This is a genomic window from Cupriavidus sp. HE11, assembly GCF_056097175.1.
The window spans coordinates 132,279-153,672 of the sequence record NZ_CP184465.1; the positions used below are offsets into that span (position 1 = coordinate 132,279).

At 66.7% G+C, this 21,394-nt stretch carries 19 protein-coding genes; 8 read left to right on the forward strand and 11 right to left on the reverse strand.

Going from position 1 to position 21,394, the window contains the following annotated elements; all coding sequences use genetic code 11:
* Positions 1 to 113: 113 nt before the first annotated feature.
* The 3 genes from ACOABP_RS18060 to ACOABP_RS18070 form a co-directional block, all read right to left on the reverse strand.
* The gene (locus ACOABP_RS18060; protein WP_474229242.1) at positions 114 to 764 is read right to left on the reverse strand and encodes an HAD domain-containing protein; all 651 of its coding nucleotides are present in this window, start codon (positions 762 to 764) and stop codon (positions 114 to 116) included.
* A 434-nt stretch (positions 765 to 1,198) separates the two neighbouring features.
* Complete coding sequence (locus ACOABP_RS18065; RefSeq protein ID WP_474229244.1) at positions 1,199 to 1,399, reverse strand: hypothetical protein; 201 nt, start codon at positions 1,397 to 1,399, stop codon at positions 1,199 to 1,201.
* A gap of 200 nt (positions 1,400 to 1,599) precedes the next feature.
* Positions 1,600 to 3,204, reverse strand: coding sequence for a methyl-accepting chemotaxis protein (locus ACOABP_RS18070; RefSeq protein ID WP_474229245.1), 1,605 nt, complete (start codon positions 3,202 to 3,204; stop codon positions 1,600 to 1,602).
* A gap of 309 nt (positions 3,205 to 3,513) precedes the next feature.
* On the opposite strand from ACOABP_RS18070, the gene ACOABP_RS18075 reads away from it, so the two are divergent.
* Positions 3,514 to 5,346 carry an EAL domain-containing protein gene (locus tag ACOABP_RS18075; RefSeq protein ID WP_474229247.1) on the forward strand — a complete coding sequence of 611 codons (1,833 nt, stop codon included), beginning with the start codon at positions 3,514 to 3,516 and terminating at the stop codon, positions 5,344 to 5,346.
* A 4-nt stretch (positions 5,347 to 5,350) separates the two neighbouring features.
* Here the strand turns inward: ACOABP_RS18075 and ACOABP_RS18080 are convergent, their stop codons facing one another.
* Positions 5,351 to 6,124, reverse strand: coding sequence for a response regulator transcription factor (locus ACOABP_RS18080; protein ID WP_066740400.1), 774 nt, complete (start codon positions 6,122 to 6,124; stop codon positions 5,351 to 5,353).
* A gap of 385 nt (positions 6,125 to 6,509) precedes the next feature.
* Between ACOABP_RS18080 and cls the strand changes: the two genes are divergently transcribed.
* Both cls and ACOABP_RS18090 read left to right on the forward strand, forming a co-directional pair.
* On the forward strand, positions 6,510 to 7,943 hold the full coding sequence (gene cls / locus ACOABP_RS18085) for a cardiolipin synthase (RefSeq protein WP_474229249.1): 1,434 nt from the start codon (positions 6,510 to 6,512) through the stop codon (positions 7,941 to 7,943).
* Positions 7,944 to 8,068: 125 nt separating this feature from the next.
* Positions 8,069 to 8,728 carry a TetR/AcrR family transcriptional regulator gene (locus ACOABP_RS18090; RefSeq protein WP_474229250.1) on the forward strand — a complete coding sequence of 220 codons (660 nt, stop codon included), beginning with the start codon at positions 8,069 to 8,071 and terminating at the stop codon, positions 8,726 to 8,728.
* 147 nt (positions 8,729 to 8,875) lie between these two features.
* Here the strand turns inward: ACOABP_RS18090 and ACOABP_RS18095 are convergent, their stop codons facing one another.
* Together ACOABP_RS18095 and ACOABP_RS18100 are read right to left on the reverse strand one after the other, a co-directional pair.
* On the reverse strand, positions 8,876 to 11,173 hold the full coding sequence (locus ACOABP_RS18095; protein ID WP_474229252.1) for a xanthine dehydrogenase family protein molybdopterin-binding subunit: 2,298 nt from the start codon (positions 11,171 to 11,173) through the stop codon (positions 8,876 to 8,878).
* A gap of 1 nt (position 11,174) precedes the next feature.
* Complete coding sequence (locus ACOABP_RS18100; RefSeq protein ID WP_474229253.1) at positions 11,175 to 11,648, reverse strand: (2Fe-2S)-binding protein; 474 nt, start codon at positions 11,646 to 11,648, stop codon at positions 11,175 to 11,177.
* A 237-nt stretch (positions 11,649 to 11,885) separates the two neighbouring features.
* Here ACOABP_RS18100 and ACOABP_RS18105 point away from each other — a divergent pair, with 237 nt between their 5' ends.
* Complete coding sequence (locus ACOABP_RS18105; RefSeq protein ID WP_474229255.1) at positions 11,886 to 12,875, forward strand: D-2-hydroxyacid dehydrogenase family protein; 990 nt, start codon at positions 11,886 to 11,888, stop codon at positions 12,873 to 12,875.
* Between the two features lie 15 nt (positions 12,876 to 12,890).
* Here ACOABP_RS18105 and ACOABP_RS18110 read toward each other — a convergent pair whose 3' ends face one another.
* The 3 genes from ACOABP_RS18110 to ACOABP_RS18120 all read right to left on the reverse strand — a co-directional run bounded on the left by ACOABP_RS18110 (position 12,891) and on the right by ACOABP_RS18120 (position 14,896).
* On the reverse strand, positions 12,891 to 13,226 hold the full coding sequence (locus tag ACOABP_RS18110) for a hypothetical protein (RefSeq protein WP_474229256.1): 336 nt from the start codon (positions 13,224 to 13,226) through the stop codon (positions 12,891 to 12,893).
* A 116-nt stretch (positions 13,227 to 13,342) separates the two neighbouring features.
* Positions 13,343 to 14,119, reverse strand: a complete 777-nt coding sequence (locus tag ACOABP_RS18115; RefSeq protein ID WP_474229258.1) for an SDR family NAD(P)-dependent oxidoreductase — start codon at positions 14,117 to 14,119, stop codon at positions 13,343 to 13,345.
* A 36-nt stretch (positions 14,120 to 14,155) separates the two neighbouring features.
* Complete coding sequence (locus ACOABP_RS18120; protein ID WP_474229259.1) at positions 14,156 to 14,896, reverse strand: SDR family oxidoreductase; 741 nt, start codon at positions 14,894 to 14,896, stop codon at positions 14,156 to 14,158.
* Between the two features lie 282 nt (positions 14,897 to 15,178).
* On the opposite strand from ACOABP_RS18120, the gene ACOABP_RS18125 reads away from it, so the two are divergent.
* Together ACOABP_RS18125 and ACOABP_RS18130 are read left to right on the forward strand one after the other, a co-directional pair.
* Complete coding sequence (locus tag ACOABP_RS18125; protein WP_474229261.1) at positions 15,179 to 16,111, forward strand: AraC family transcriptional regulator; 933 nt, start codon at positions 15,179 to 15,181, stop codon at positions 16,109 to 16,111.
* 199 nt (positions 16,112 to 16,310) lie between these two features.
* Entirely contained in the window at positions 16,311 to 16,592 is a 282-nt protein-coding gene (locus ACOABP_RS18130; RefSeq protein WP_474230436.1) for a calcium-binding protein, read from the forward strand.
* Between the two features lie 56 nt (positions 16,593 to 16,648).
* Here the strand turns inward: ACOABP_RS18130 and ACOABP_RS18135 are convergent, their stop codons facing one another.
* On the reverse strand, positions 16,649 to 17,788 hold the full coding sequence (locus tag ACOABP_RS18135) for a 3-deoxy-7-phosphoheptulonate synthase (protein ID WP_474229262.1): 1,140 nt from the start codon (positions 17,786 to 17,788) through the stop codon (positions 16,649 to 16,651).
* A 218-nt stretch (positions 17,789 to 18,006) separates the two neighbouring features.
* Between ACOABP_RS18135 and ACOABP_RS18140 the strand changes: the two genes are divergently transcribed.
* Entirely contained in the window at positions 18,007 to 18,819 is an 813-nt protein-coding gene (locus ACOABP_RS18140; protein WP_474229263.1) for a class I SAM-dependent methyltransferase, read from the forward strand.
* 98 nt (positions 18,820 to 18,917) lie between these two features.
* Positions 18,918 to 20,195, forward strand: a complete 1,278-nt coding sequence (locus ACOABP_RS18145) for a TIGR03862 family flavoprotein (RefSeq protein WP_474229265.1) — start codon at positions 18,918 to 18,920, stop codon at positions 20,193 to 20,195.
* A 39-nt stretch (positions 20,196 to 20,234) separates the two neighbouring features.
* On the opposite strand, the gene ACOABP_RS18150 is transcribed toward ACOABP_RS18145, so the two are convergent.
* Entirely contained in the window at positions 20,235 to 21,290 is a 1,056-nt protein-coding gene (locus ACOABP_RS18150) for an AbrB family transcriptional regulator (RefSeq protein WP_474229267.1), read from the reverse strand.
* Positions 21,291 to 21,394: the final 104 nt, after the last annotated feature.

Here is a 21,394-nt window from a genome sequence, read left to right on the forward strand (position 1 = left end):
CACACCTCGTAGCGTCCATGACGCAGGGTGCATGAAAAGGCCGCCATGACTGGCGGCCTTTTGTATTGCATCACGCTGTGATATTTGCGGCGATGCGCAGGATCATCCGTGGATCAGGCGTGAATGGCGGCAGTATCCAGGTGCTTGCCCGTCAGGCTGGCCACGGCCACGGCCATGGCTTGTTCGCGGGCTTCGGCAGCGGCCGGTGCCGGCATGAAGCGCTCGGGTTCGTCGCGGGCCAGGCGTTGCAGGTGGCGCAGCTTGGCTTTCAGGCCCGGCTCCACGCGCGAATCGGGCGTCACGGTCGACGGGCAGGCCACGCCAAGGATATCCAGCGCCTGACGGAAGTTGTCCACGGTCAGGCCTTCGGCCGGATCCACCTTTACCAGGCGAGCACGTTGCGCTTCGGTGAACGACGATGCCGGGGCAGTCGACAGGATGACCCATGCGCCCGGTGCCGCATGCTGGGCGAACCAGGCGTCGATCTCCGCGCCGTGGCCGCCTGCGACGGGTGGCGTCATCCCTTCCACCTGCAGGTCGAGCTGCTGGAAGATGGCTGCCGGCGTACCACGGCGCCATGCGTCGGAAACCACCACGCGGGCACCGGCGATACCGAACAGGCGGCGCAGGAAGCCCAGCGCGATGGGATCGAAAAACCTGACGTCACGCAGGGTCCCCGTGTTTGGCGTACCGCCCAGGCGGGCAGCGGAGCGGTCCGAATACAGGACGCCGGGTACGTCCAGCATGATGAGGCGTTCAGTCATGATTTCTCGTGGTCAATCGGTGATGGGATGAATCAAGCGTATCCGGCTTTCGCGTGGGAAAGTCGACACAAAGTGTGCGTAAGTGCAACAGTTGTGTAACTTTTACGCGTGACTCGTTAATGCCGGTTACTGCGTAAGTCCAAGTGTTTCTCGCGGACACACCTGCCGCGCCAGGCCTTGATTTCCGGCCTGCTCCGCGTTGCGGATATCGCCGTAATGCACGCCTCAACGGGCGGTAGGCGAGGGTGGTTGACAGGAATTTGAAAGGAAATGTTCGTCGCTTTGACACAGAGCAGGCGAGGGCCGCGACGTGAACCGCCACAGGGCCTCAAATCATCGGCGGTGGGCGTTTGGAGTCTGCCGGGCCCTGGCGTTTGTCCTTGCGGATCTCGCTGCGGTTGTCGCCGCAGTTGTCTGCAATTGTCTGCAGGGGTCTATTCCTTGCGCAATAAACGCATTTCGAAATGCTCGAATGCGTATTGGCAGGTGATGCTGCAGAACAGGTCTGCCCGGCCTACCTCCTTCTCGCACGCGTGGCAGGTGCCACAGGGCTTGAGCCGGGGTGCCCAGTCGCGCCCGGCTGCCTCGAAATCCTCGTGGAACGACGCATCGTCATGCACTGCCTTGCGTAGCATGTGTGTGTTCTCCGCTCTCTGTCCGCCTCAGCGTTGATCCATGTCCCGACCGGCATACCGCGATACTGGCGGCGAAAAGCTCTCCGGCGAATCGGATCTTCTTGAATTACGGCGGTGCGGAACGAAGCTGAAGCGGGCGCGGGCATCCGGATGCCCGATTCGCGGTTCGCGGGCGGACGTTGCGGCAATGCGGTAGCGGTTCAGAACTGGAAGCGCGCGACGTCCGTTTCCAGCGCGGCGGCCTGGCTGTCGAGCCGCGCCGCCTGATCGCTGACCACGTCGACCAGCTTGGCGTTGTCCGCGCTGGTCTGTTCCAGGCGGCTCAGCGCATCGCCTACGGTGCGGATGCCGCTGGCCTGCTCGTCGGCCAGCATGCGCAGTTCGGCGGCCAGCGTATGGCTGTGCTGCACTGCGGAGTCAATACCTGACATGGCCGATTCCACACGGCCGCTCAGGTCGGCGCCCCGGGCAATCTCGTTGGCGGCGTCGCCGATGATGCCGCCAATCTCGCGGGCGGCCGTGGCGCTGCGCTGGGCCAGGGCCCGTACTTCCTGCGCCACCACGGCAAAGCCGCGACCGGCTTCGCCAGCCCGGGCCGCTTCCACGGCGGCATTGAGCGCAAGGATATTGGTCTGGAAGGCGATGCTCTCGATGACGGAGACAATCTCCGAGATATTGCGCGATTGAGCGTGGACGTTGGCCATCGCACCGCTCATGTCGCGCACGGCGGCCATGCCGGCGCCGGTGGCTTCGCGCGCCCGGCTCGCCATGTCGCTGGATTCCTGCGCCTGCGCGTGGGCCTGCTGGACCAGCGTCGTCAGCCGCGAGACATTTGCCGTGGCCTCGCCCAGCGCGGTGGCCTGCATGCCGGTGCGGGTTGCCAGTTCCTGGTTGCCGCGCGCAATGCCGTCGCTGGCGGCCGAAATCTCGTGCGCGCACTGCTGGATTCGCGCCAGCACGCCGGCCAGCTGGTCGCGCATGCCCGCCAGGTTGAACAACAGGCTGCCGCCATCGCGCTCGCGCAGGGCAATGCGCGCGGTCAGGTCGCCGCCGGCAATGCGTGTGGCGATGGCCGCCGCGTCACGCGGCTCGCCACCGAGTTCGCGCGTCAGGCTGCGCGCGGCGATCCAGGCCAGCAGTCCGGCCGCGGCCAGGCTGGCTACCAGCAGCGCGCTCATCACCGTTTGCGCGGCAACCTGCGCCGACGCTACGCCAGCTACCGTGTCGGCAGCCTGCTGTGCCAGCGTCGTACGCGTGGTCTCCACCAGCGCGCCAAGCTTCTGTAGCTGTTCGCCGAGAAAGTGACCGTCGATCGAGACGGACGCATCGAACTGCAGCGAGTCGAGCGGCTGCTTGCGAATCAGGTCGACGTACTTCGTCATCAGGTCGCCGGCCGCCGCACGCTCGGCGAGCAATGCACGGGCCTGCGCCGGGGCGGCCTGGCGGACGCCATCGACCGCTGCGTCGAGCTGTTTCGATGCCTGTGCGATATCGTTGGCGGCGGTGTCCCGTTCGGCGGAACTGGTGGCGAGCGTGAGGGCCAGTTGCGCGCGGCCCAGCATGGCCAGCGACGCCTGCGCGCGTTCGGCGGCAATGGCGCCGCGCATGTCGCGCTGGTACAGCCTGTCGGTGTCGCGCTTGAGGTCGATGAGATTGAAGATGCCGGTGAGTCCGACAATCGCGCCGAACGCATAGATCAGGACAAACGCCGCGGACAGGCGCACGACCAGCGGCAACTTTGCCAGTCCTTGCCATGCGGATTGGCCGCGCCGTCCCGGCAATCCCAGCTTGATGGCTTGCAACACTACGAACTCCTTCGGGGCGATGCCCCGCCATACGATGACCCTTGCACTGCCGCAGTCCGGCCTCTCGGCGATGGCGTATCTGGCTACCCGTCGCGGGGCCCGGTCTTGTTGCGGTGCGGCGTGATCGTCGGGCAAGTTTGTGACGGCTGCGTGACAAAACGCATGCGGCGAGTTTGTCATACGGGTGACATATGACTGTCATGCAATGGCGCGCGCTGCATATGTGCCTGAATTGCAAAGTCGTGCTCAAGTTTGCTTGTGGCCGGCCGTCAACAAGCAGGTGGCCTGCCATACGTCCTAATCCGTTTCATGTTTACCGTTGCCCCCGATCTGGCTGCGGCCCGCGAGGCCGTACGACCGCCACCGCTACACGCGGTCTTTCAGCCTATCGTGACGCTGGCAAGCGGTGAGATCCTTGGATATGAAGCGCTGATTCGCGGGCCTGCCGGCTCGATGTACGCATCTCCCGATGCGCTGTTTCGCATGGCCCAGGAGACGGGCACCACGATCGGGCTCGAAATGACGGCGGCGCGTACCGCGCTGTGGTCCTGGGCGGCCCTGGACCTGTCCGGCAAGCTGTTCCTGAACTTCAGTCCGCTGACGCTGCGGCATCTGCTGGATCATCACGGCCGCGCCATGGCGGCATTGCTGGGGCTGGACGGTGCGCAGGGCTCCGGGGCGCGCATCGCGCCGTCGCGCGTGGTCATCGAGGTCACGGAACAGACGGCAGTGGGCGATGCCGCCAGCTTTGCGCATGTGGTGGGGGTGCTCACGGAACTGGGCGTGCAGTACGCGCTCGACGACTTTGGTACCGGCCATGCCAACCTGGACCGGCTGGCCGAACTGACGCCGCAGTTCATCAAGATCGACAAGTCGCTTGTGCGAGGCATCCACGCCAGTTCCCGCAGGCTGGAAGTGCTGCGCGCGATCCTGAGCCTGATGCATGCGCTGGGCGGCCGGGTGATTGCCGAAGGTATCGAGACCGCCGAAGAACTGGCGCTGGTCAGGGATCTGGGCGTGGCCGCGGGGCAGGGCTACTTCCTGGGCCGGCCGGCCGCCAACCCGCCCGGCGAGATCACGCCAGAGGTGCGTTCACTGCTGGCATCGCGGCAGATTGCCGTGTTTCCGCAAACGCTGCGGACGGGCTGGTCGGGCACGACGGCGGGCAAGCTGCTGCGCCCGATGCCGGCCGTCAATGCCGAGACATCGAACAACGACGTGCTGGCGCGGTTCCACGAGCAGAGCGATCTGCACGCGGTGGCCGTGGTTGACGGCAACCGGCGGCCGATCGGCCTGATCAACCGCCAGACACTGCTCGATCGCTACGCCACGCCGTTCCACCGCGAACTGTACGGCCGCAAGGCCTGCGTGACGCTGGCCGACCCGCAGCCGGTCTGTTTCGACCGGCGTACCACGCTCGAGGAAATGGCCCAGCATGTGGCCGGCGAGCCGACCCGCGCGCTGGCGGATGGTTTTGTCATCACCGACGAGGGCCGCTACGTGGGCCTGGGCACCGGCGCCGACCTGCTGCGCGCGATTACCGATGTGCGCATGGAGGCCGCGCGCTATGCCAACCCGCTGACTTTCCTGCCCGGCAATATCCTGCTGAACCAGCATATCGACCGCCTGATCGAGGCGCGCAGTCCGTTCCATGCCTGTTATGCGGACCTGAATCACTTCAAGTCCTTCAACGACCACTATGGCTACTGGAAGGGCGACGAACTGCTCAAGGGGGCCGCGGCCATCTTGGCGCAGGCCTGCGATCCGGCCCGCGACTTCCTGGGCCATATTGGCGGCGACGACTACCTGGTGCTGTTTCAGGGCGATGACTGGGAATCGCGCATCCATGGCGCGATGGCACGCTTCAATGACGGTGCGCTCGCCATGTACGCGGCATCTGACCGCGTGGCCGGAGGCATCCGGGCGGAAGACCGGCACGGACGTCCGATGTTCTTTCCGCCCGTGACGATGGCGGTCGGGGTGGTGCGCGTAGGCACCGATGCCATGGCCGCCTGGCCGCTTGGCAGCCAGCATGTAGGTGCGGCTGCGGCCGTTGCCAAGCGCAGAGCGAAAGGTGTGGCGCAGGGCGTGGTGTGTATCGACATTGCCGACCTGGCCGCGCGCGGAGAACTGGACAGCTAGCGGGCTAGTAGTCGGCCAGCGCACCGTTGCCGGCCAGTCCGGGCCGGCGGTGTGCCGTCAGTTCGGCGCGCGCCGCACTGTCCAGGATGTCTAGCCGGTACCCCTGCGCGTATACCACCGTGATCGTCACGCCGTTCTCGGCGCAGAGATCGAGCGTACGTCGCATTCGCGAGACCAGCCCGGCCAGTGCACGCGACGAGTGCGGCAGCGTGTGTCCCCAGATGGTGTTTTCGATCCGCTGCGTGGCCAGGATGCGGCCTGCGTTGGCGAACATCAGCATGGCGAGGTCGAATTCCTTGGGCGTCATCGGAATGCGTTGCCCATGCAGCGTGGCGAAGCGGCCGGGGTTGTTGAGCTCGTACGGCCCGGCACGCAGCGGCATGCTGGCGTTGAGCCGGGTGCCGGACATGCGCCGGCGCAATGCGGCGATGCGGGCCAATAGCACGCGAGCGTTGAGCGGCCGCACGATGTAGTCGTCCGCGCCGGCGTCCAGCGCTTCCACCATGTCGTCGTCGTCGCTTTCGCCCGAGAACATCACGATGGGCACGTCGCGATTGCGTACCGCGCGCACGGCGCGGATGACGTCAATGGCGGAAATATCGGGCAGGTCGCGGTCAATCAGCAGCATGTCGTAGCTGTCGTGACCCAGGCCGTGGATCAACTCGCGGCCAGTCTGGAAGACGTTGCATTGGAACCCGGCGATGGAGAGCAACTCCTGCATCGGGTGGAGAGGGGAGTTGCGGCTGGCGAGCAGCGCAATATTAAATTGGGCATTCATACGACACTATCGGACACTATCGAACGGGCAAAATGCATTGAATCGGGCAAACACGATGCAGCGTATCGGCCAGGGGAAGGTCCAACAATCAGCGTTTCTTTAAATGGGGGCGTGACGTCCGGTTGTGTGCCAACCGGTTGTTGCGTGCTGCCATCGTTATCCACAGATTTTGTGGATAACCGGGGCAGGTGCGCGCGGTGTGGTGCGGCAGGACGGGTGGCCGGTCGGCGTGATTAAAAATTAGGCAATGGGGCGCCGTATCCGGGTTCCGGGCCGCCGGGCCGAACTGCAGGATCGGGTGGGTGCGATATCGGGCTGCGCCAAAGTGACCCGCTATGCCAGAATACGGTTCATCGAATCCGGGCCGCTCATGGTGCCAGTGCCTATGCTCAGTCCCAGCGTGATTGCCGCGGTTGTCCTCGCGTTCCACATCGTCGGAATCATCGCGGCGCTGCATGCCGTGATGACGGTGCGCACGGCGCCAGGCGCCATCGCATGGGCGGGGTCGCTGGTGATGATGCCGTACTTCACGATCGTTCCGTACCTGATCTTCGGGCGTAGCCGGTTTGCCGGCTATGTCAATGCGCGGCGCTTCAACAATGACCGGCTGCGCGAGATCCGCCACGGCATGACGGCCCAGGATCGCGAGGCGCTGGCCGCCAGCGTGGTGCTGCAGCCCGAGCAGGCCTGCATGCGGGCGCTGCCCAGCCTGACCGGCGTGCCGTGCCTGATGAACAACGATGTGCGGCTGCTGGTCAACGGCGATGCCACCTTCGATGCCATCTTCGCCGCCATCGACGCGGCCACCCAGCAGGTGCTGGTGCAGTTCTTCATCGTGCATGACGACGAACTCGGGCGCGCGTTGCAAAAGCGCCTGTGCGATCGGGCGCGCGCCGGGGTCAGGGTCTATTTTCTCTACGACAGTATCGGATGCCATGCGCTGGGGCGTGGCTATGTCCGCGTGCTGCAGCAGGCGGGCGTGGAAGTGCGACCGTTTTCCACGCATCCTGGCTTTGTCAATCGCTTCCAGCTCAATTTTCGCAACCATCGCAAGCTTGTTGTCGTGGATGGCGCGCAGGCGTTCGTGGGCGGACACAACGTCGGCAACGAGTACCTGGGGCGCCGCCCGCCGCTGGCGCCGTGGCGCGATACGCATATCGCCATCCGGGGCGCGGCGGTGCTTGACCTGCAGATGGCGTTTGCCGAGGACTGGTACTGGGCCGCGCGGGAAGTGCCGTACCTGATGACGCCGCCGTCGGGCTACGTGGGCGACATGGTGTGCCAGGTCGTGCCGTCGGGACCGGCCGATGCGCAAGAGACCTGCTCGCTGTTCTTTGTCGAGGCGATCCAGTCCGCCACACGCCGGCTATGGATGACGTCTCCGTACTTCGTGCCCGACGAAGCCGTGTTCGCGATGTTGCGGCTTGCGGTGCTGCGCGGCGTGGACGTGCGCATCCTGATCCCGTCGCGCCCCGATCACCGCGTGGTCTACGGCGCCTCCACCATCTACGCATACCAGGCGATTCGCGCGGGCGTGAAGATCTATCGCTACCAGCCCGGCTTTCTGCACCAGAAGGTGATCCTGATCGACGACGAGGCGGCCGCCGTGGGCACCGCCAACCTGGACAACCGGTCCTTCCGCCTCAATTTCGAGTTGATGGTGATGACCGCCCACCCCGATTTCGCGGCCGATGTGGCGCGCATGCTCGAAGCCGATTTCGCACAGGCGCGGCAGATCGGGCCGAACGATTTCCTGGGCTCGCCCGCCATCCTGCGGGTGGCCATGCACGTGGCGAAGCTGTTTGCGCCGATCCTCTAGCCATGGTTTCCGCTGTGCCGTATTGTCCGCATCGGGGCCGCTGACGTGTCAGGCACTGGCAGGATTTGTGTACACTGTCTACTATGAAACAAAATGGCGTGGACACCGTCCACATGGGAGATGACATGAACCGTGCCGTTGCTGCAACGCCTCCCACGCGCACGACCTATCGGCACGGCGACCTGCGCCGCGCGCTGCTGGAAGCGGGGATCGACCTGGCCCGCGATGGCGGTCCGGATGCCATCGTGCTGCGCGAGGCCACGCGTCGCGCAGGGGTGGTGCCCAATGCCGCATATCGCCATTTCGCCAGTCGGCAGGATTTGTTGCAGGCCGTGCGCGCCTGGGCGCTGTCGAGCCTGGCGATGGCGATGGAGGCCGAAATGGCGGCGATTCCCCCCGATGCATCGCCCGCCGAGCGCGCGCGCGGCAGCCTGCGCGCGGTCGGCATGGGGTACCTGCAATTCGCGCTGGCCGAGACCGGTCTGTTCCGCACGGCGTTTTCGGTGCCTGACGATGTCGAGCAGGACACCGATCCGGCCAAGGCGGGCAACAGCGGCCTGAACCCGTTCGAGTTGCTCGGTGCCGCACTGGATCGCTGGGTCGAAGCCGGCTTGCTGGCGGGGGATCGCCGGCCTGGCGCCGAATACATCGCGTGGTCTGCCGTGCATGGCCTGGCGGTCCTGCTGATCGACGGCCCGCTGCGCAGCCGGGCCAGGGAGCAGGCCGCGGTGATCGGCCAGCGCCTGCTGGAGATGGTGGAGCGCGGGCTGCAGACTGGCGGCTGAGCATCGCAAGACCCAGAGTCAAACGGCTCGGGAATCAAACGACCCAAAGATCAAAGGCCCCCGACAGGGCCCCGGAGAAGACCGTCGACAAGGCCCCCGACGCCTGGACATCGGGGGCCTTGTTCATTGGGCAATCCGGCGCTGGTGTCAGGCGATGGCTTTCTCCGTGGCCGGTTTCTCCATCGTCACCTTCCCGGCTTTTGCTTTCCCGCCCGCCGCGCCTTTCAGCCCCGCCAGCATCTTCTCGGGCAGGAACGGCACCGACCGCAGCCGCACGCCCGTTGCCGCAAATACCGCATTCGAGATCGCAGCCGGAACGGTGGCAGGCGCCATTTCGCCGGCACCCCAGGGGGGCGCTTCAGGCCGGTCGATCAGGCTGATGTGGATGTTGGGCACATCGGGGAAGCGCAGGATCGGATAGCTGGCCCAGTCCACCGACGTGATGCGATGCGCATCGAATCGTAGTTCCTCCATCAACACACGGCTGATGGTCTGCACGATGCCCCCTTCGATCTGGTTGCGCGTGCCGTCCGGGCTGATGATCTGGCCGCAGTCGTGGCTGCACCAGACATCGGTCACGCGGATATGGCCGTCGTTGCGGTTGACTGCCACTTCGAGCACGGTGGCGACGTAGGTGCGGTCGTTGTCGTAGCGCACGAAAGCCAGGCCCCGGCCGCGGACCACATCGCGCGGATCGCCCTTGCGTCGGATCGACCTGGCGGTTTTGTGATTCCAGCCCGAGAGCTTTGCCACGTCCTCCAGCACGGCACGCGCACGCGGATCGGACAGGTAATCCAGCCGCCATTGCAGCGGATCGGCGCCGGCGGCCATCGCCAGTTCATCGAAAAACGCCTCATTGGCGAACGCGTTCTGCAGCCGGCCCGGCGAGCGCAGGTGCGCGGTGCGGAAGGCGCTGTCGGTCAGCCGGTAGACCTTGGTGCTGACGTTCGGCAGCGTGTACAGCACGTCGGCATTCTTCGAGATATTGCCGGTGACATAGGCCGGCCGCTTGATGCCGGAGGTGACCGTCGCCAGCAGCGGAAATTCGGCGATGGAGCCCTTCTGGGCGGCCACGTAGAACTCCGATTGCCAGGCGACGGGGCGCTTCTGCGCGTCCAGGCCGCCCTTGAGGTCGATGGCCGTGGGCGGGCTTTTCGGGTCCCAGCCGTGCTCGTCGGCACGCATCCACTGCACGCGCACGGGGGCACCCGCGAGCTGCGACACCAGCGCTGCGTCGGCCGAGCAATCCTCGTGGCCGTTGCGGCCGTAGCAGCCGGCGCCGTCCAGGTAGATCAGGCGCACCTTCGATTTGTCGACGCCCAGGGTCAGTGCGATCTCGCCCTGCAGCGAATGCGTGGACTGCGCGGCCGACCAGATCGTGCACTGGCCGTCGCGGAAGTCGGCCACTGCACAGGCCGGGCCTATGGAGCCATGCGTATGCGGCGGAAACTCGTAGGTGGCTTCGATGCGACGGGCCGCGCCGGCCAGTGCCGTGGCGGCGTCGCCCTTGCTGGCAGGCGTTTCGACGTTGCTGACCGGCAGCTTGCGCCACCAGGTATAGAGTTCGGCCTGGTCCGGGAAGTGGGGCGGGTCGTCCCATTTCACCTGCAGCAGGCGCGCGGCCTTGACGGCGCCCCATTCGCTCGGGCTCAGCACCGCCAGGAAATCCTGCTTGCGGACGACGCGTACCCCGGGCAGGTCGCGGATCGACGCCTCGTCGATGCTGACCAGCCTGGCGCCGGGGCCAGCCGGGCGGATCACGCGGGCGTGCAGCATGCCCGGCAGGCGGAAATCCTGCATGAAGGTGAAACGACCGGTGACCTTGGCGGGGATGTCCACGCGCGGAACGTTCTTGCCGACGAGCTTGTGCTGGGCCGGGGCCTTCAGCGGGACATTGGGATCGAGCGCTACCTGCAGCGGCTTGCCTGCAACCAGTTCGCCGTAACCGATCCTGCGCTCGCCGCCCGGGGTGGCAATCACGCCGTCAGTCACGGCGAGCGTGGCGGCGTCGACGGACCATTGCGCGGCCGCCCGGGTCACCAGCGCGCGGCGCGCACAGGCGGCCGCGCGGCGCAGCGTGCCGCCGCCGTCCTGGATGGTCAGGCTGCCGGCGGTCTGGCCCTGGTCCAGCGTCAGCAGCGTGTCGCCCATGATCAGGTCCACCTGCTGGAAGCCGACATCGAGTTCGTCGGCCACCATCTGCGCCAGCGCGGTACGCGCGCCGGTGCCCAGGTCCACCTTGCCGCTGTAGACCGTGACGCGGCCGTCAGGCGCGATGGCCAGCCAGGCATCGACTTCGCCCTTGGCTGTCGAAGCTTTCCTGACGGTTTGCCCTGCGGCGTCGATGCCTGCTGCCGCCTGCGCGTGGGCAGCCGGCAGCAGCCCCGGCAGCGTGAACGAGACCAGCAGCCCGCCGCTGCCCTTGAGGAATGCGCGACGATCCATGTCAGGCCTCCTTCGCGGTGGTTTGCGCCGCGCGTTGCACGGCCTTGATGATGCGGGTGTGCGTGCCGCAGCGGCACAGGTTGCCGGCCAGCGTGTTGCGGATCTGCTCTTCCGACGGCTTCGGCGTCTGCGCGAGCAGGCCGACCGAGGTCATCACCATGCCGTTGATGCAGTAGCCGCACTGCGCGGCCTGCTCGTCGATAAAGGCCTGTTGCACCGGATGGGGCTTGTCGGCGCTGCCAAGTCCCTCCAGCGTGGTGATGCGCGCATCGCCGACCGAGGCCACCGGCAGTACGCAGGACCGGGTGGCCGCCCCGTTGAACAGCACCGTGCAGGCACCGCACTGACCCAGCCCGCAGCCGAACTTGGGACCGTGCAGGGCCAGGTTGTCGCGCAGCACGTAGAGCAGGGGCGTATCGCTATCGACGTCGACGGCATGCTGTTTGCCGTTGACTTGCAACTGGTAGGTGGGCATGGGGCGCTCCTTTGTCTTGCTTGTCGTTGTTATCGTGGGGACGCGTCCGTCGCCGACCGGCGGGTCCGGGGCGGCGCTGTCGGGACGCAGCCTCAAATCTAGGCCAGCCAGCCCGCGCCGAACAGCATTGCCGATGTTCTGTTTCCGCTGGATGGAAATGGGTGCTTCCCCGTCGTGGTTTTCTTCCTACACTTTTGGCACTCCACTACCGGCCGGCGCCGTCTCTGCCCGATTTCCATGCGAATTGCGATTCCCGACGACTACCAGGACTGCGTGCGCAGCCTCCACTGTTTCGCCCGGCTGGCTGGCCACGACGTGACCGTCTTCCACGACAACGTGAAGGACATCGACGCGCTGGCGGCGCGTCTGGCCGATGCCGACGCCATCGTGCTGACGCGCGAGCGCACGGTCATCACGGCCGCGCTGCTCGACCATCTGCCCCGGCTGCGGCTGATCAGCCAGACCGGCAAGGTGGCGGGGCATATCGACCTGGCGGCCTGCACGGCACGCGGGATTGCGGTGACCGAAGGCAGCGGCTCTGGCGCGGCGACGGCCGAACTGACCTGGGCGCTGATGCTCGCCAGCCGGCGCCATCTGGTGGCCGAGGCAAACCGGCTGCGTGCGGGACAGTGGCAGGGCCATCTGGGGCAGCAGTTGCGCGGCCAGCGGCTTGGTGTCTGGAGTTATGGCCGCATTGGCCGGCAGGTGGCAGGCTTCGGCCTGGCGTTCGGCATGAGGGTATGGGTCTGGGGGCGGGAGGGTTCCACCGCCGATGCCCGCAAGGATGGATTCGAGGTGGCGCCGTCGCGCGAGGCTTTTTTTGCGCACAGCGATGTGGTCAGCCTGCATGTCCGGCTTGGCCCGCACACGGAAGGTATCGTCACGGCTGCCGACCTGGCCTGCATGAAGCCCACGGCGCTGCTCGTGAACACAAGCCGGGCCGAACTGATTGCGCCGGGAGCGCTGGTCGATGCACTGCGGGCCGGCCGGCCCGGGTTTGCCGCCGTGGACGCCTATGAGCGCGAGCCGGTGCTAGGTGCCGACGACCCGCTGCTGCGGCTCGACAACGCGTTGTGCACACCCCATATCGGCTTTGTCGAGAAAGACAACTACGAGGCGTATTTCGGCGGCGCGTTCGACAATATCAACGGTTTCTTTGCAGGCGCGCCGGCAAACCTGGCTAACCCGGAGGTGCTGGGCCGGCTGCGGAGCGGCACCGCTGCCTAGCCGGGTAATGGGCCGCTATCTGCCCTGGCGTGATCGCGGTGCGCCGATATTTGTCAGATGCTGCCGCCAGGCGGAAAACACGGTATCCAGGCAACTGGCCGAGTCGCAGGCGTCGCGCTGGCGCCGGAAGGCGTCGATGTCCGCCTGCGATATCACGCCGCCCTTGAGCAGCCGCTGCTGGTCGGCATAGATGCGCTGGTACCCCATCGAGAACAGCGCGGTCTCGCAGATGATCTGGCTGGCGCGCGTGGCGGGCGCCTCGCAGGCGATATCGCTGGCATGGGCCGCGCAGGCAAAGAAGGCGGCAACGGCGACGACTGCGCCGCGAAGGTAATGGATGACACTCGGCATGAGGCGGGATTCTACCCGGCCTCATGCTGGGCTTATGCAGGCGTCAAGTTTGTCTCCACGCCGGGGCGAGCGTGAACCTGTGTGCAATGCAGCAGGTCAGGTTGGCCCAGGCCACATCAGGGCAGCGCCACGCTCATGCCGCCGTCGGCCATGACCACCGCGCCCACTATGTAGCTGGCCTTGTCCGACGCCAGGAACGCAACGACTTCGGCGATCTCGGCCGGCTGGGCCGCGCGGCGGATCGGCGCCTTCCTGCCGTGCTCGGCCAGGAACGCCGGGCCATCGGCATGGATATGGTTGGTGATATTGGTCACCACGTCGCCGGAGCCTACGGCGTTGACGCGGATGCCGTGCTCGATGGCCTCCAGCGACAGCGCGCGGGTGAACTGCGCCAGCGCGCCCTTGGAGGCCGCGTAGGCGGCAATGGTCGGAAAGGCCTGGAAGCACGCGTACGAGCCGATATTGACGATGGCGCCGGAGCGGGCCGGCATCATCGCGCGCATGGCCTCGCGCGAGAACAGGAAGGCGGCGGTGGCGTTGACGGCCTGGATGCGGTGCCAGTCTTCCAGCGATGTTTCCACCACCGGCTTGTTGATGATGATGCCGGCGTTGTTGACGAGGATGTCGAGCTTGCCAAACTGACCGACGGCGTTCGCCACGGCGCCCACGGCACTGTCCTCGCGCGAGACGTCGGCCACGAACGGCAGGATGCCGGGCCGCGCCAGCGCTTCGACCCGCGCGTCGAGGTCGACGGCGACCACGCTGGCGCCCAGGGCGCGCAGCCGTTCCGTAGTCGCCAGGCCAATGCCGCTGGCCGCGCCGGTGACGATGGCGACCTTGCCGGCGAAGGTGCCCGGCATGTCGCCGGCTGTGTCAGTGTGTTGGGATGTCATGTCCGATGTGCCTTGTTGTGTTCCGGGAGAGGGGTTTCAGTAGGGGCTGGCGGTCGGGCGCACCACGATCTCGCTGACGTCGACATCGGCCGGTTGCGCCACCGCATAGGCGATGGCCCGGGCAATCGCGTCGGGGGCCATGGCGACCTGCCGGAACGTCTGCATCGCGGCACGGGCGGTGTCGTCGGTAATCGAGTCGGCCAGTTCGGATTCGACGACGCCGGGGCAGATGACGGTGACGCGGATGGTGTCGGTCTCCTGGCGCAGCCCATCGGAAATCGCGCGTACCGCGAACTTGGTTGCGCAGTACACGGCCGCGGTTGGCGAAACTGCGAGGCCTCCAATCGACGAGATATTGATGATCTGCCCGGCGGCCTGCTGCTCCATGGTTGGCAGTACCGCCGCGATACCGTGCAGCACGCCACGGATGTTCACGTCGATCATCCGGTTCCACTCGTCGACGAGCAGCCGGTTCAGCGGCGACAGCGGCATGACGCCGGCGTTGTTGACCAGCACGTCGATGCGGCCGAACGATTCCAGCGCGAAGCGGGCGAAGGCCTGGAAGTCTTCCGCTGAAGTGACGTCCAGTGCGCGAAAGCGCACTTCGCTACCTTCGGTCTGCAGTGCTTGCGCCAGTGCTGCAAGGCGGCCGGTGCGCCGGGCGCCGATGACCAGGCGATGTCCCTGGCGCGCCAGCAACCGCACGGCGGCCTCGCCAATGCCGCTGCTGGCGCCGGTCACCAGCACGACCTGCGATGAACTTGAATGCGTCGTCATTGCATACTCCTATTGATCGTCATGGGTAAGAAGAAGGCTGCCGGTCGAGATGCTTCGCTGCCCGGTAGGGCGCAAAGCCAATACAGTCCGTCTGACAGTGAGGCGATCTTATGAGTGGCGGGCGCCACGGCGAATACACGGATCGATGGCATCCTTGCCTATTCCTATCGATGCGCGTGACGAGGCGCGGCGATTGCGCCTAGAATGCGGGCGGCCACCTGGCCGGGGAGAAAAGACTTGTCGAACGACGGAATCGGAATCGGAAGCGGAATCGGAAGCGGCATGGCAAGCGGCAGCGCGAACGCCGTGGCCGCGCGCATGGTGCAACTGCTGGAACGCCTGGCGCCGAACGAGGGCTACACCCAGTCGGCGCTGGAAAGCGTCCGGCTGATGCGCTCAGACCGTCCGCTGGGACGCACGCCCGTGCTGTACGAGCCGAGCATCGTGATCGTGTGCCAGGGCCGCAAGACCGGCTTTCTGGGTGAGGCGGTCTACGTGTACGACGCGCAGCACTATCTGGTGCTGTCGGTGCCGCTGCCGTTCTCGACCGAAACGGAAGCCAGCCCGCAGGAGCCCATGCTGGCGGTATCGGTGCGGCTGGATCTGGTCGAACTGAGCGATCTGATTGCCCAGATCGATGTCACGGGGAACGATCCGCAGGCGCAGCCGGCCGGTATCGTCTCCACGCCGCTCGAAGGCAGCCTGGCGGATGCGACGCTGCGGTTGCTGGAGTCGCTGGTGTCGCCGCTGGACGCCCGGATTCTCGGGCCCGCCATCGTCCGCGAGATTTGCTACCGGGTGCTGACCGGCGGGCAGGGCGGCGCCATGCGGGCCGCGCTGGCGCACCATGGCCGGTTCGGCAGGGTGGCCCGCGCGCTCAGGCGCATCCATGCAGACTACGCGACGGCGCTGAACGTGGCGCTGCTGGCCGAAGAGGCGGGCATGAGCGCGCCGGCATTTCATGCCAATTTCCGCGCCGTCACCCAGACTTCGCCGATCCAGTACATCAAGTCCACCCGGTTGCACCAGGCCCGTCTCATGATGATCCGGGACGGCGCGACCGCTGCCACCGCCGCCGCGCGCGTGGGCTATGAAAGCGCGTCGCAGTTCAGCCGCGAGTTCAAGCGCCTGTTCGGACGAACGCCCGTGGATGAGGTGCGCGACATGCGGGAATCGTTCACGCTGTCTCCGGCCGTGTTTCCGCAGAAGCCATAGCCGCGCGTCGGCGGAGCGACCCGCCGAGATAAGCGGATTTCCATGCGAGATGAAAGTTTTCGAACAGGCACAAATGCGGTGCGTCGATTCTTAGAATGAATTCGCCAACGATGGCGAGCCTGCGCCGGTCCGGCGCAGTTCACATACAAGAAGGGAGGCGACGATGCAACGCAAGACGATCTGGACCCTGCTGGTGGCGATGGCCATGGCTACGCCGGTGCTGGCGCAGGAAGCCGCCAAGCCGAAGAATGCCCAGGAGGCCAAGGCCGCGTTTGCCGAGAAGTTCAAGCAGGCCGATACCAATGGCGACGGCAAGCTGACCCGCGAGGAGGCCGAAGCCGGCATGCCCGAGGTAGCCAAGAACTTCGACAAGATCGATACGAAGAAGAAAGGCTACGTGACGCAAAAGCAGATCGGTTCCTATTTCGTCGCCAAGGCGAAACAGAAGCAGACGGCCAGCGATCCCGGTTCGCTGAACTAGCCGCCTGCCAGGCCTGCCAGCCGAAAGCCCGGCGCCCACGGCGGCCGGGCAGCGTGCTATGGCTTCGACAGCCCGCGGCGCGCCTGCACCGCCTGGCTTAGCGTTTCCAGCACGGCCACCGAATCGTCCCACCCGATGCACGCATCCGTGATGCTCTGGCCGTAGGTCAGGTTGCACGTCTGGTGTTCGCCCGGCGTGAATTTCTGGGCTCCAGGCAGCAGGTGGCTCTCCACCATGACGCCGAAGATCGAGCCGCTGCCGCCGCTGACCTGCTTTGCCAGGTCGGCCGCCACGTCGATCTGCCGCTGGTGCTGCTTGCTGCTGTTGGCGTGGCTGCAATCGACCATCAGGGCGTTGCGCAACCCGGCCGCTTCCAGTTCGCGGCACGCGGTCGCCACGGAATCGGCATCGTAATTGGGCGCCTTGCCGCCGCGCAGGATGACGTGGCAGTCCGGGTTGCCCTTGGTATGGACCGTGGCCACCTGGCCGTTCTTGTGCACCCCCAGGAAGTGATGCGGGCGCGATGCGGCCTGAATGGCATCGATGGCGATCTTGATATTGCCGTCGGTGCCGTTCTTGAAGCCGATCGGCGCGGAGATGCCCGACGCCAGTTCTCGGTGGACCTGGCTCTCGGTGGTACGCGCGCCAATCGCCCCCCAGCAGATCAGGTCGCCGATGTACTGCGGCGAAATCACGTCCAGGAACTCGCCGGCGGCCGGCAGGCCCAGCCGGTTGATGTCCAGCAGCAGGCTGCGCGCGATGCGCAGGCCTTCGTCGATGCGGTAGCTCTCGTCCAGGTACGGGTCGTTGATCAGGCCCTTCCAGCCCACCGTGGTGCGCGGCTTCTCGAAATACACCCGCATGACGATTTCCAGCGAATCCGCGTAGTGCTCGCGCTGCGCCATCAGCCGGCGCGCATATTCGAGGGCGGCCTGCGGGTCGTGAATCGAGCAGGGGCCCATGATCACCAGCAGCCGGTCGTCCAGGCCGTGCAGGATGCGCGAGATGCGGTGCCGCGTCTGGGTGACCAGCGATTCGACCGGCGTGCCGCGGATCGGGAAGAAGCGGATCAGGTGTTCCGGCGGGGGCAGGGGGATGATGTCGTCCACATGCGCGTCATCGGTCACGCTCGTGCGATCGGGCGGGGCCTGCCAGCCCTCGGCAACGTTGGGCGGCGATTTTTGTGGGTCTTGCATGGCGAACTCCTGCGAATCTGGAAAAGGACACCTGCCGGGCGCGTGCCGCAACGGCCAGCCGGGCCCGCGCGGCGGCATCCGGAGGATGTCGATGGTGAGGGATTCTAAGGCAGGCCGGACGGCAATGGTCACCGGGCAGCGTTGACGGGCCCGGCGGCCGGGGCCACCATGGCGCAGGATCGCCGGCCCAGGGCCGGGGTGCTGCCAGGGGGGGACACATGACCGACCGCGACAAGCTGTTTGCAGGCTCCATCCCGAAGTTCTACGACACGCTGATGGTCCCCCTGATCTTCGAGGCCTATGCCGCCGACACGGCGGCGCTGGTTGCCGCCTCGTCACCGGGCATGGTGCTGGAAACGGCGGCGGGCAGCGGCGCCGTCACGCGGGCGCTGGCGCCCAGGCTTGGTGCAGGGGCGCGCTACGTGGTGACCGACCTCAACCAGCCGATGCTCGACTATGCCGCCAGCCGGCAGGGCGCCGACAGCCGCATGACATGGCGCGTGGCCGATGCGCTGGACCTGCCGTTCAACGATGCCACGTTCGACGTCGTCTGCTGCCAGTTTGGCGCGATGTTCTTCCCGAACCGGGTCGACGGCTATGCCGAGGCGCGGCGCGTGCTGCGGCCCGGCGGACGCTTTGTCTTCAGCGTCTGGGATCGTATCGAGGAGAACGCCTTTGCCGACGAAGTCACGAACGCTGTCGCCACCGTGTTTCCGCACGATCCGCCCCGGTTCCTGGCCCGGACCCCGCATGGCTACCACGATATCGACCGGATTCGCGACGATCTGCGCCGCGCGGGGTTTGCCGATATCGGGATCGACACGCGCGAGAAGGTCAGTTCCGCCGCCTCGGCGCGCGATGTCGCCGTGGCCTATTGCCTGGGCACGCCGCTACGCAACGAGATCGAGGCGCGCGATGCCGGCCTGCTGGACCTGGCCACCGACCGCGCCACCGAGGCGATTGCCAGCCGCCATGGCCAGGGGCCGGTGTCGGGCAAGATCCAGGCGCATGTGATCGTGGCGCAGGGGTAGCAGCGGAGGAAGCAGCGGGGGAAGCCGCGCGCTCGCCATGGCTACCTCCTGGCTACCCTTATAATTCGCCGGCTTTCCGCCATCGCCCCATCATCTCCATGCCCGCCGTTACCTCCGCCGAACCTGTCCGCCACGCCGGTGCCATTGTTGTTGGCGGGGGTCCGGCCGGCCTGATGGCGGCCGAGATGCTCGCCGCGCATGGCTTGCCGGTGGATGTCTACGACGCCATGCCGTCGGTCGGGCGCAAGTTCCTGATGGCCGGCAAGGGCGGCATGAATATCACGCATTCGGAGCCAGCCGATGCATTCCTGGGCCGCTACGGGGCACGTGCCGACCGGATCGGCCCGCTGCTCGACACCTTCGACGCGGCCCGGCTGCGTGCCTGGGTACATGCGCTGGGCATCGATACCTTCGTTGGCAGTTCCGGCCGGGTGTTCCCTACCGACATGAAGGCCGCGCCGCTGCTGCGCGCCTGGCTTCACCGGCTGCGCGAGGCCGGGATGCGGCTGCATGTCCGGCATCGCTGGATTGGTTTCGGGCAACCCGTCGATGGCTGGCATGTGCTGCGCTTCGCGACCCGCCAGGGCGACAAGGAAGTCGAGGTCGACGTGGCGGCGCGCACCGTGGTGCTGGCGCTGGGCGGCGGCAGCTGGGCGCGCCTGGGGTCCGATGGTGCGTGGCTGCCGATGCTGGCAGCGCGCGGTGTCGACGTGGCTCCGCTGCGGCCCGCCAACTGCGGCTTCGATATCGACTGGAGCGACGTCTTCCGGTCGCAGCACGCTGGCGAGCCCGTGAAATCGGTCGCCATCGGCGTGACCACGGCGGATGGCACGGCGCTCTACCGGCAAGGCGAGTTCGTGATCAGCGAGTCTGGTATCGAGGGCAGTCTGGTCTACGCGCTGTCCGCGCCGATTCGCGATCTGATCGATGCGCACGGAAGCGCCACCATCACGCTGGACCTGGCGCCGGGGCGCTCCGCCGAGGACGTTGCCGCAGAAGTCGGACGGCCGCGCGGTTCGCGTTCGGTGTCCAGCCATCTGCAGAGCCGGCTGGGCATTACCGGCGTCAAGGCGCGGCTGCTGCGAGAAGTCCTGACCAGGGAGGCGATGCACGACCCCGTGGCGCTGGCTGCGGCCATCAAGGCGCTGCCGCTGCGGCTGGTGCGCGCGCGGCCCATCGATGAAGTCATCAGCACGGCGGGCGGCGTCCGTTTCGAGGCGATGGACGACCACCTGATGCTGAATGCGATGCCAGGCGTGTTCTGCGCCGGCGAGATGCTTGACTGGGAGGCGCCGACCGGCGGCTATCTGCTGACGGCCTGCTTTGCCAGCGGTCGCGTGGCCGGCGCGGGTGCCGCCGCGTATCTGAAGGGCTGACGGTCCGGAAGGCGGAAAGTCTGGAAGCCTGTCGGCGCGCTAGCCGGGCAGCCGGCTGATGCGTCTTGCCAGCCACGGCCCGATCAGCACGACCGAAAAGAGCCGCAGCGTCTGGGTTGCCACCACGAAGTTCATGTCCGCGTTGGTGCCCAGCGCGATGGCGACGATCGATTCCACGCCGCCCGGCGAGGTAGCCAGATAGGCGGTCAGGAAGCTGACCTTGCGGCTGGCCGAGATCAGCCAGGCAGAGGCCGCGCACAGCGCGATCATCGCCACGATGGCCGCCAGCATGGTCGGCAGCGAAGCCACCAGCGGTGGCAGCAGTTCGCGCCGGAACTGCAGGCCGATGGTCCAGCCCAGCACCGCGAAGCCGCAGGCCAGCAGCGGCGTGGGCACCGCCACCGGGACCGGCACCACCGTCACCCACACGGCGCCCAGCGCCAGCGGCACCAGGAATGCACCGGCCAGGATGCGGAAGCGTACGCCGATCCAGCAGCCCACCGCGGCGATGCCAATGGCAACCGGCGTGCCGATTGGCGAGAAGTGCCGCAAGGCCTGGCCGACCGCTGCCGATGCCGGGGCAGTCGCCATCTGGGCATCCACGATGGCATGGGCCACCAGCGGCCCGGTAACGACGACCAGCACGACGCGCAGGTACTGCATCAGCGAAACCAGAATGCCGTCGCCGCCGTTCTCGGTCGCCAGCGCGCCCATGATCGATGCCGCGCCGGGCAGGCTGCCCCAGGCGCCGGTGGTGCCGGGCAATGACGAATAGCGCACCAGCAGCCAGCCCACCGCCACGGCGCTGCCGATGGTCAGGGCCACGCCAAGCACCACCAGCCCGTCCGACGCGGCTTCGAGCAGTTCGGCCAGATGCAGCGTGCTGGCGATGGCCGTTCCGGTCATGGCCTGCGCGAACGCCGTCAGCGGGGGGCGGATGCGCAGCTTTACGTCCATGAAGCCGGCCACCATGGCGCACGCCATCGCTGCCACCAGCACGCTGGCCGTCGATATCACGGGTTGCAGCAGATAGCTCAAGCCGAGCGTACCGACGATGAGAGCGAACCAGTGCAGAGCGCGGCTTGTGTGTGCCATTTCCTGTGTCAGTGTTGCGCGAAAGGTGACTCAGCCGCGGATTTTATCCTCAGTGTCTGCGATGCTCCGGCAAATGGGAGAGGGGCAGGAGGCGGACCAGGGGG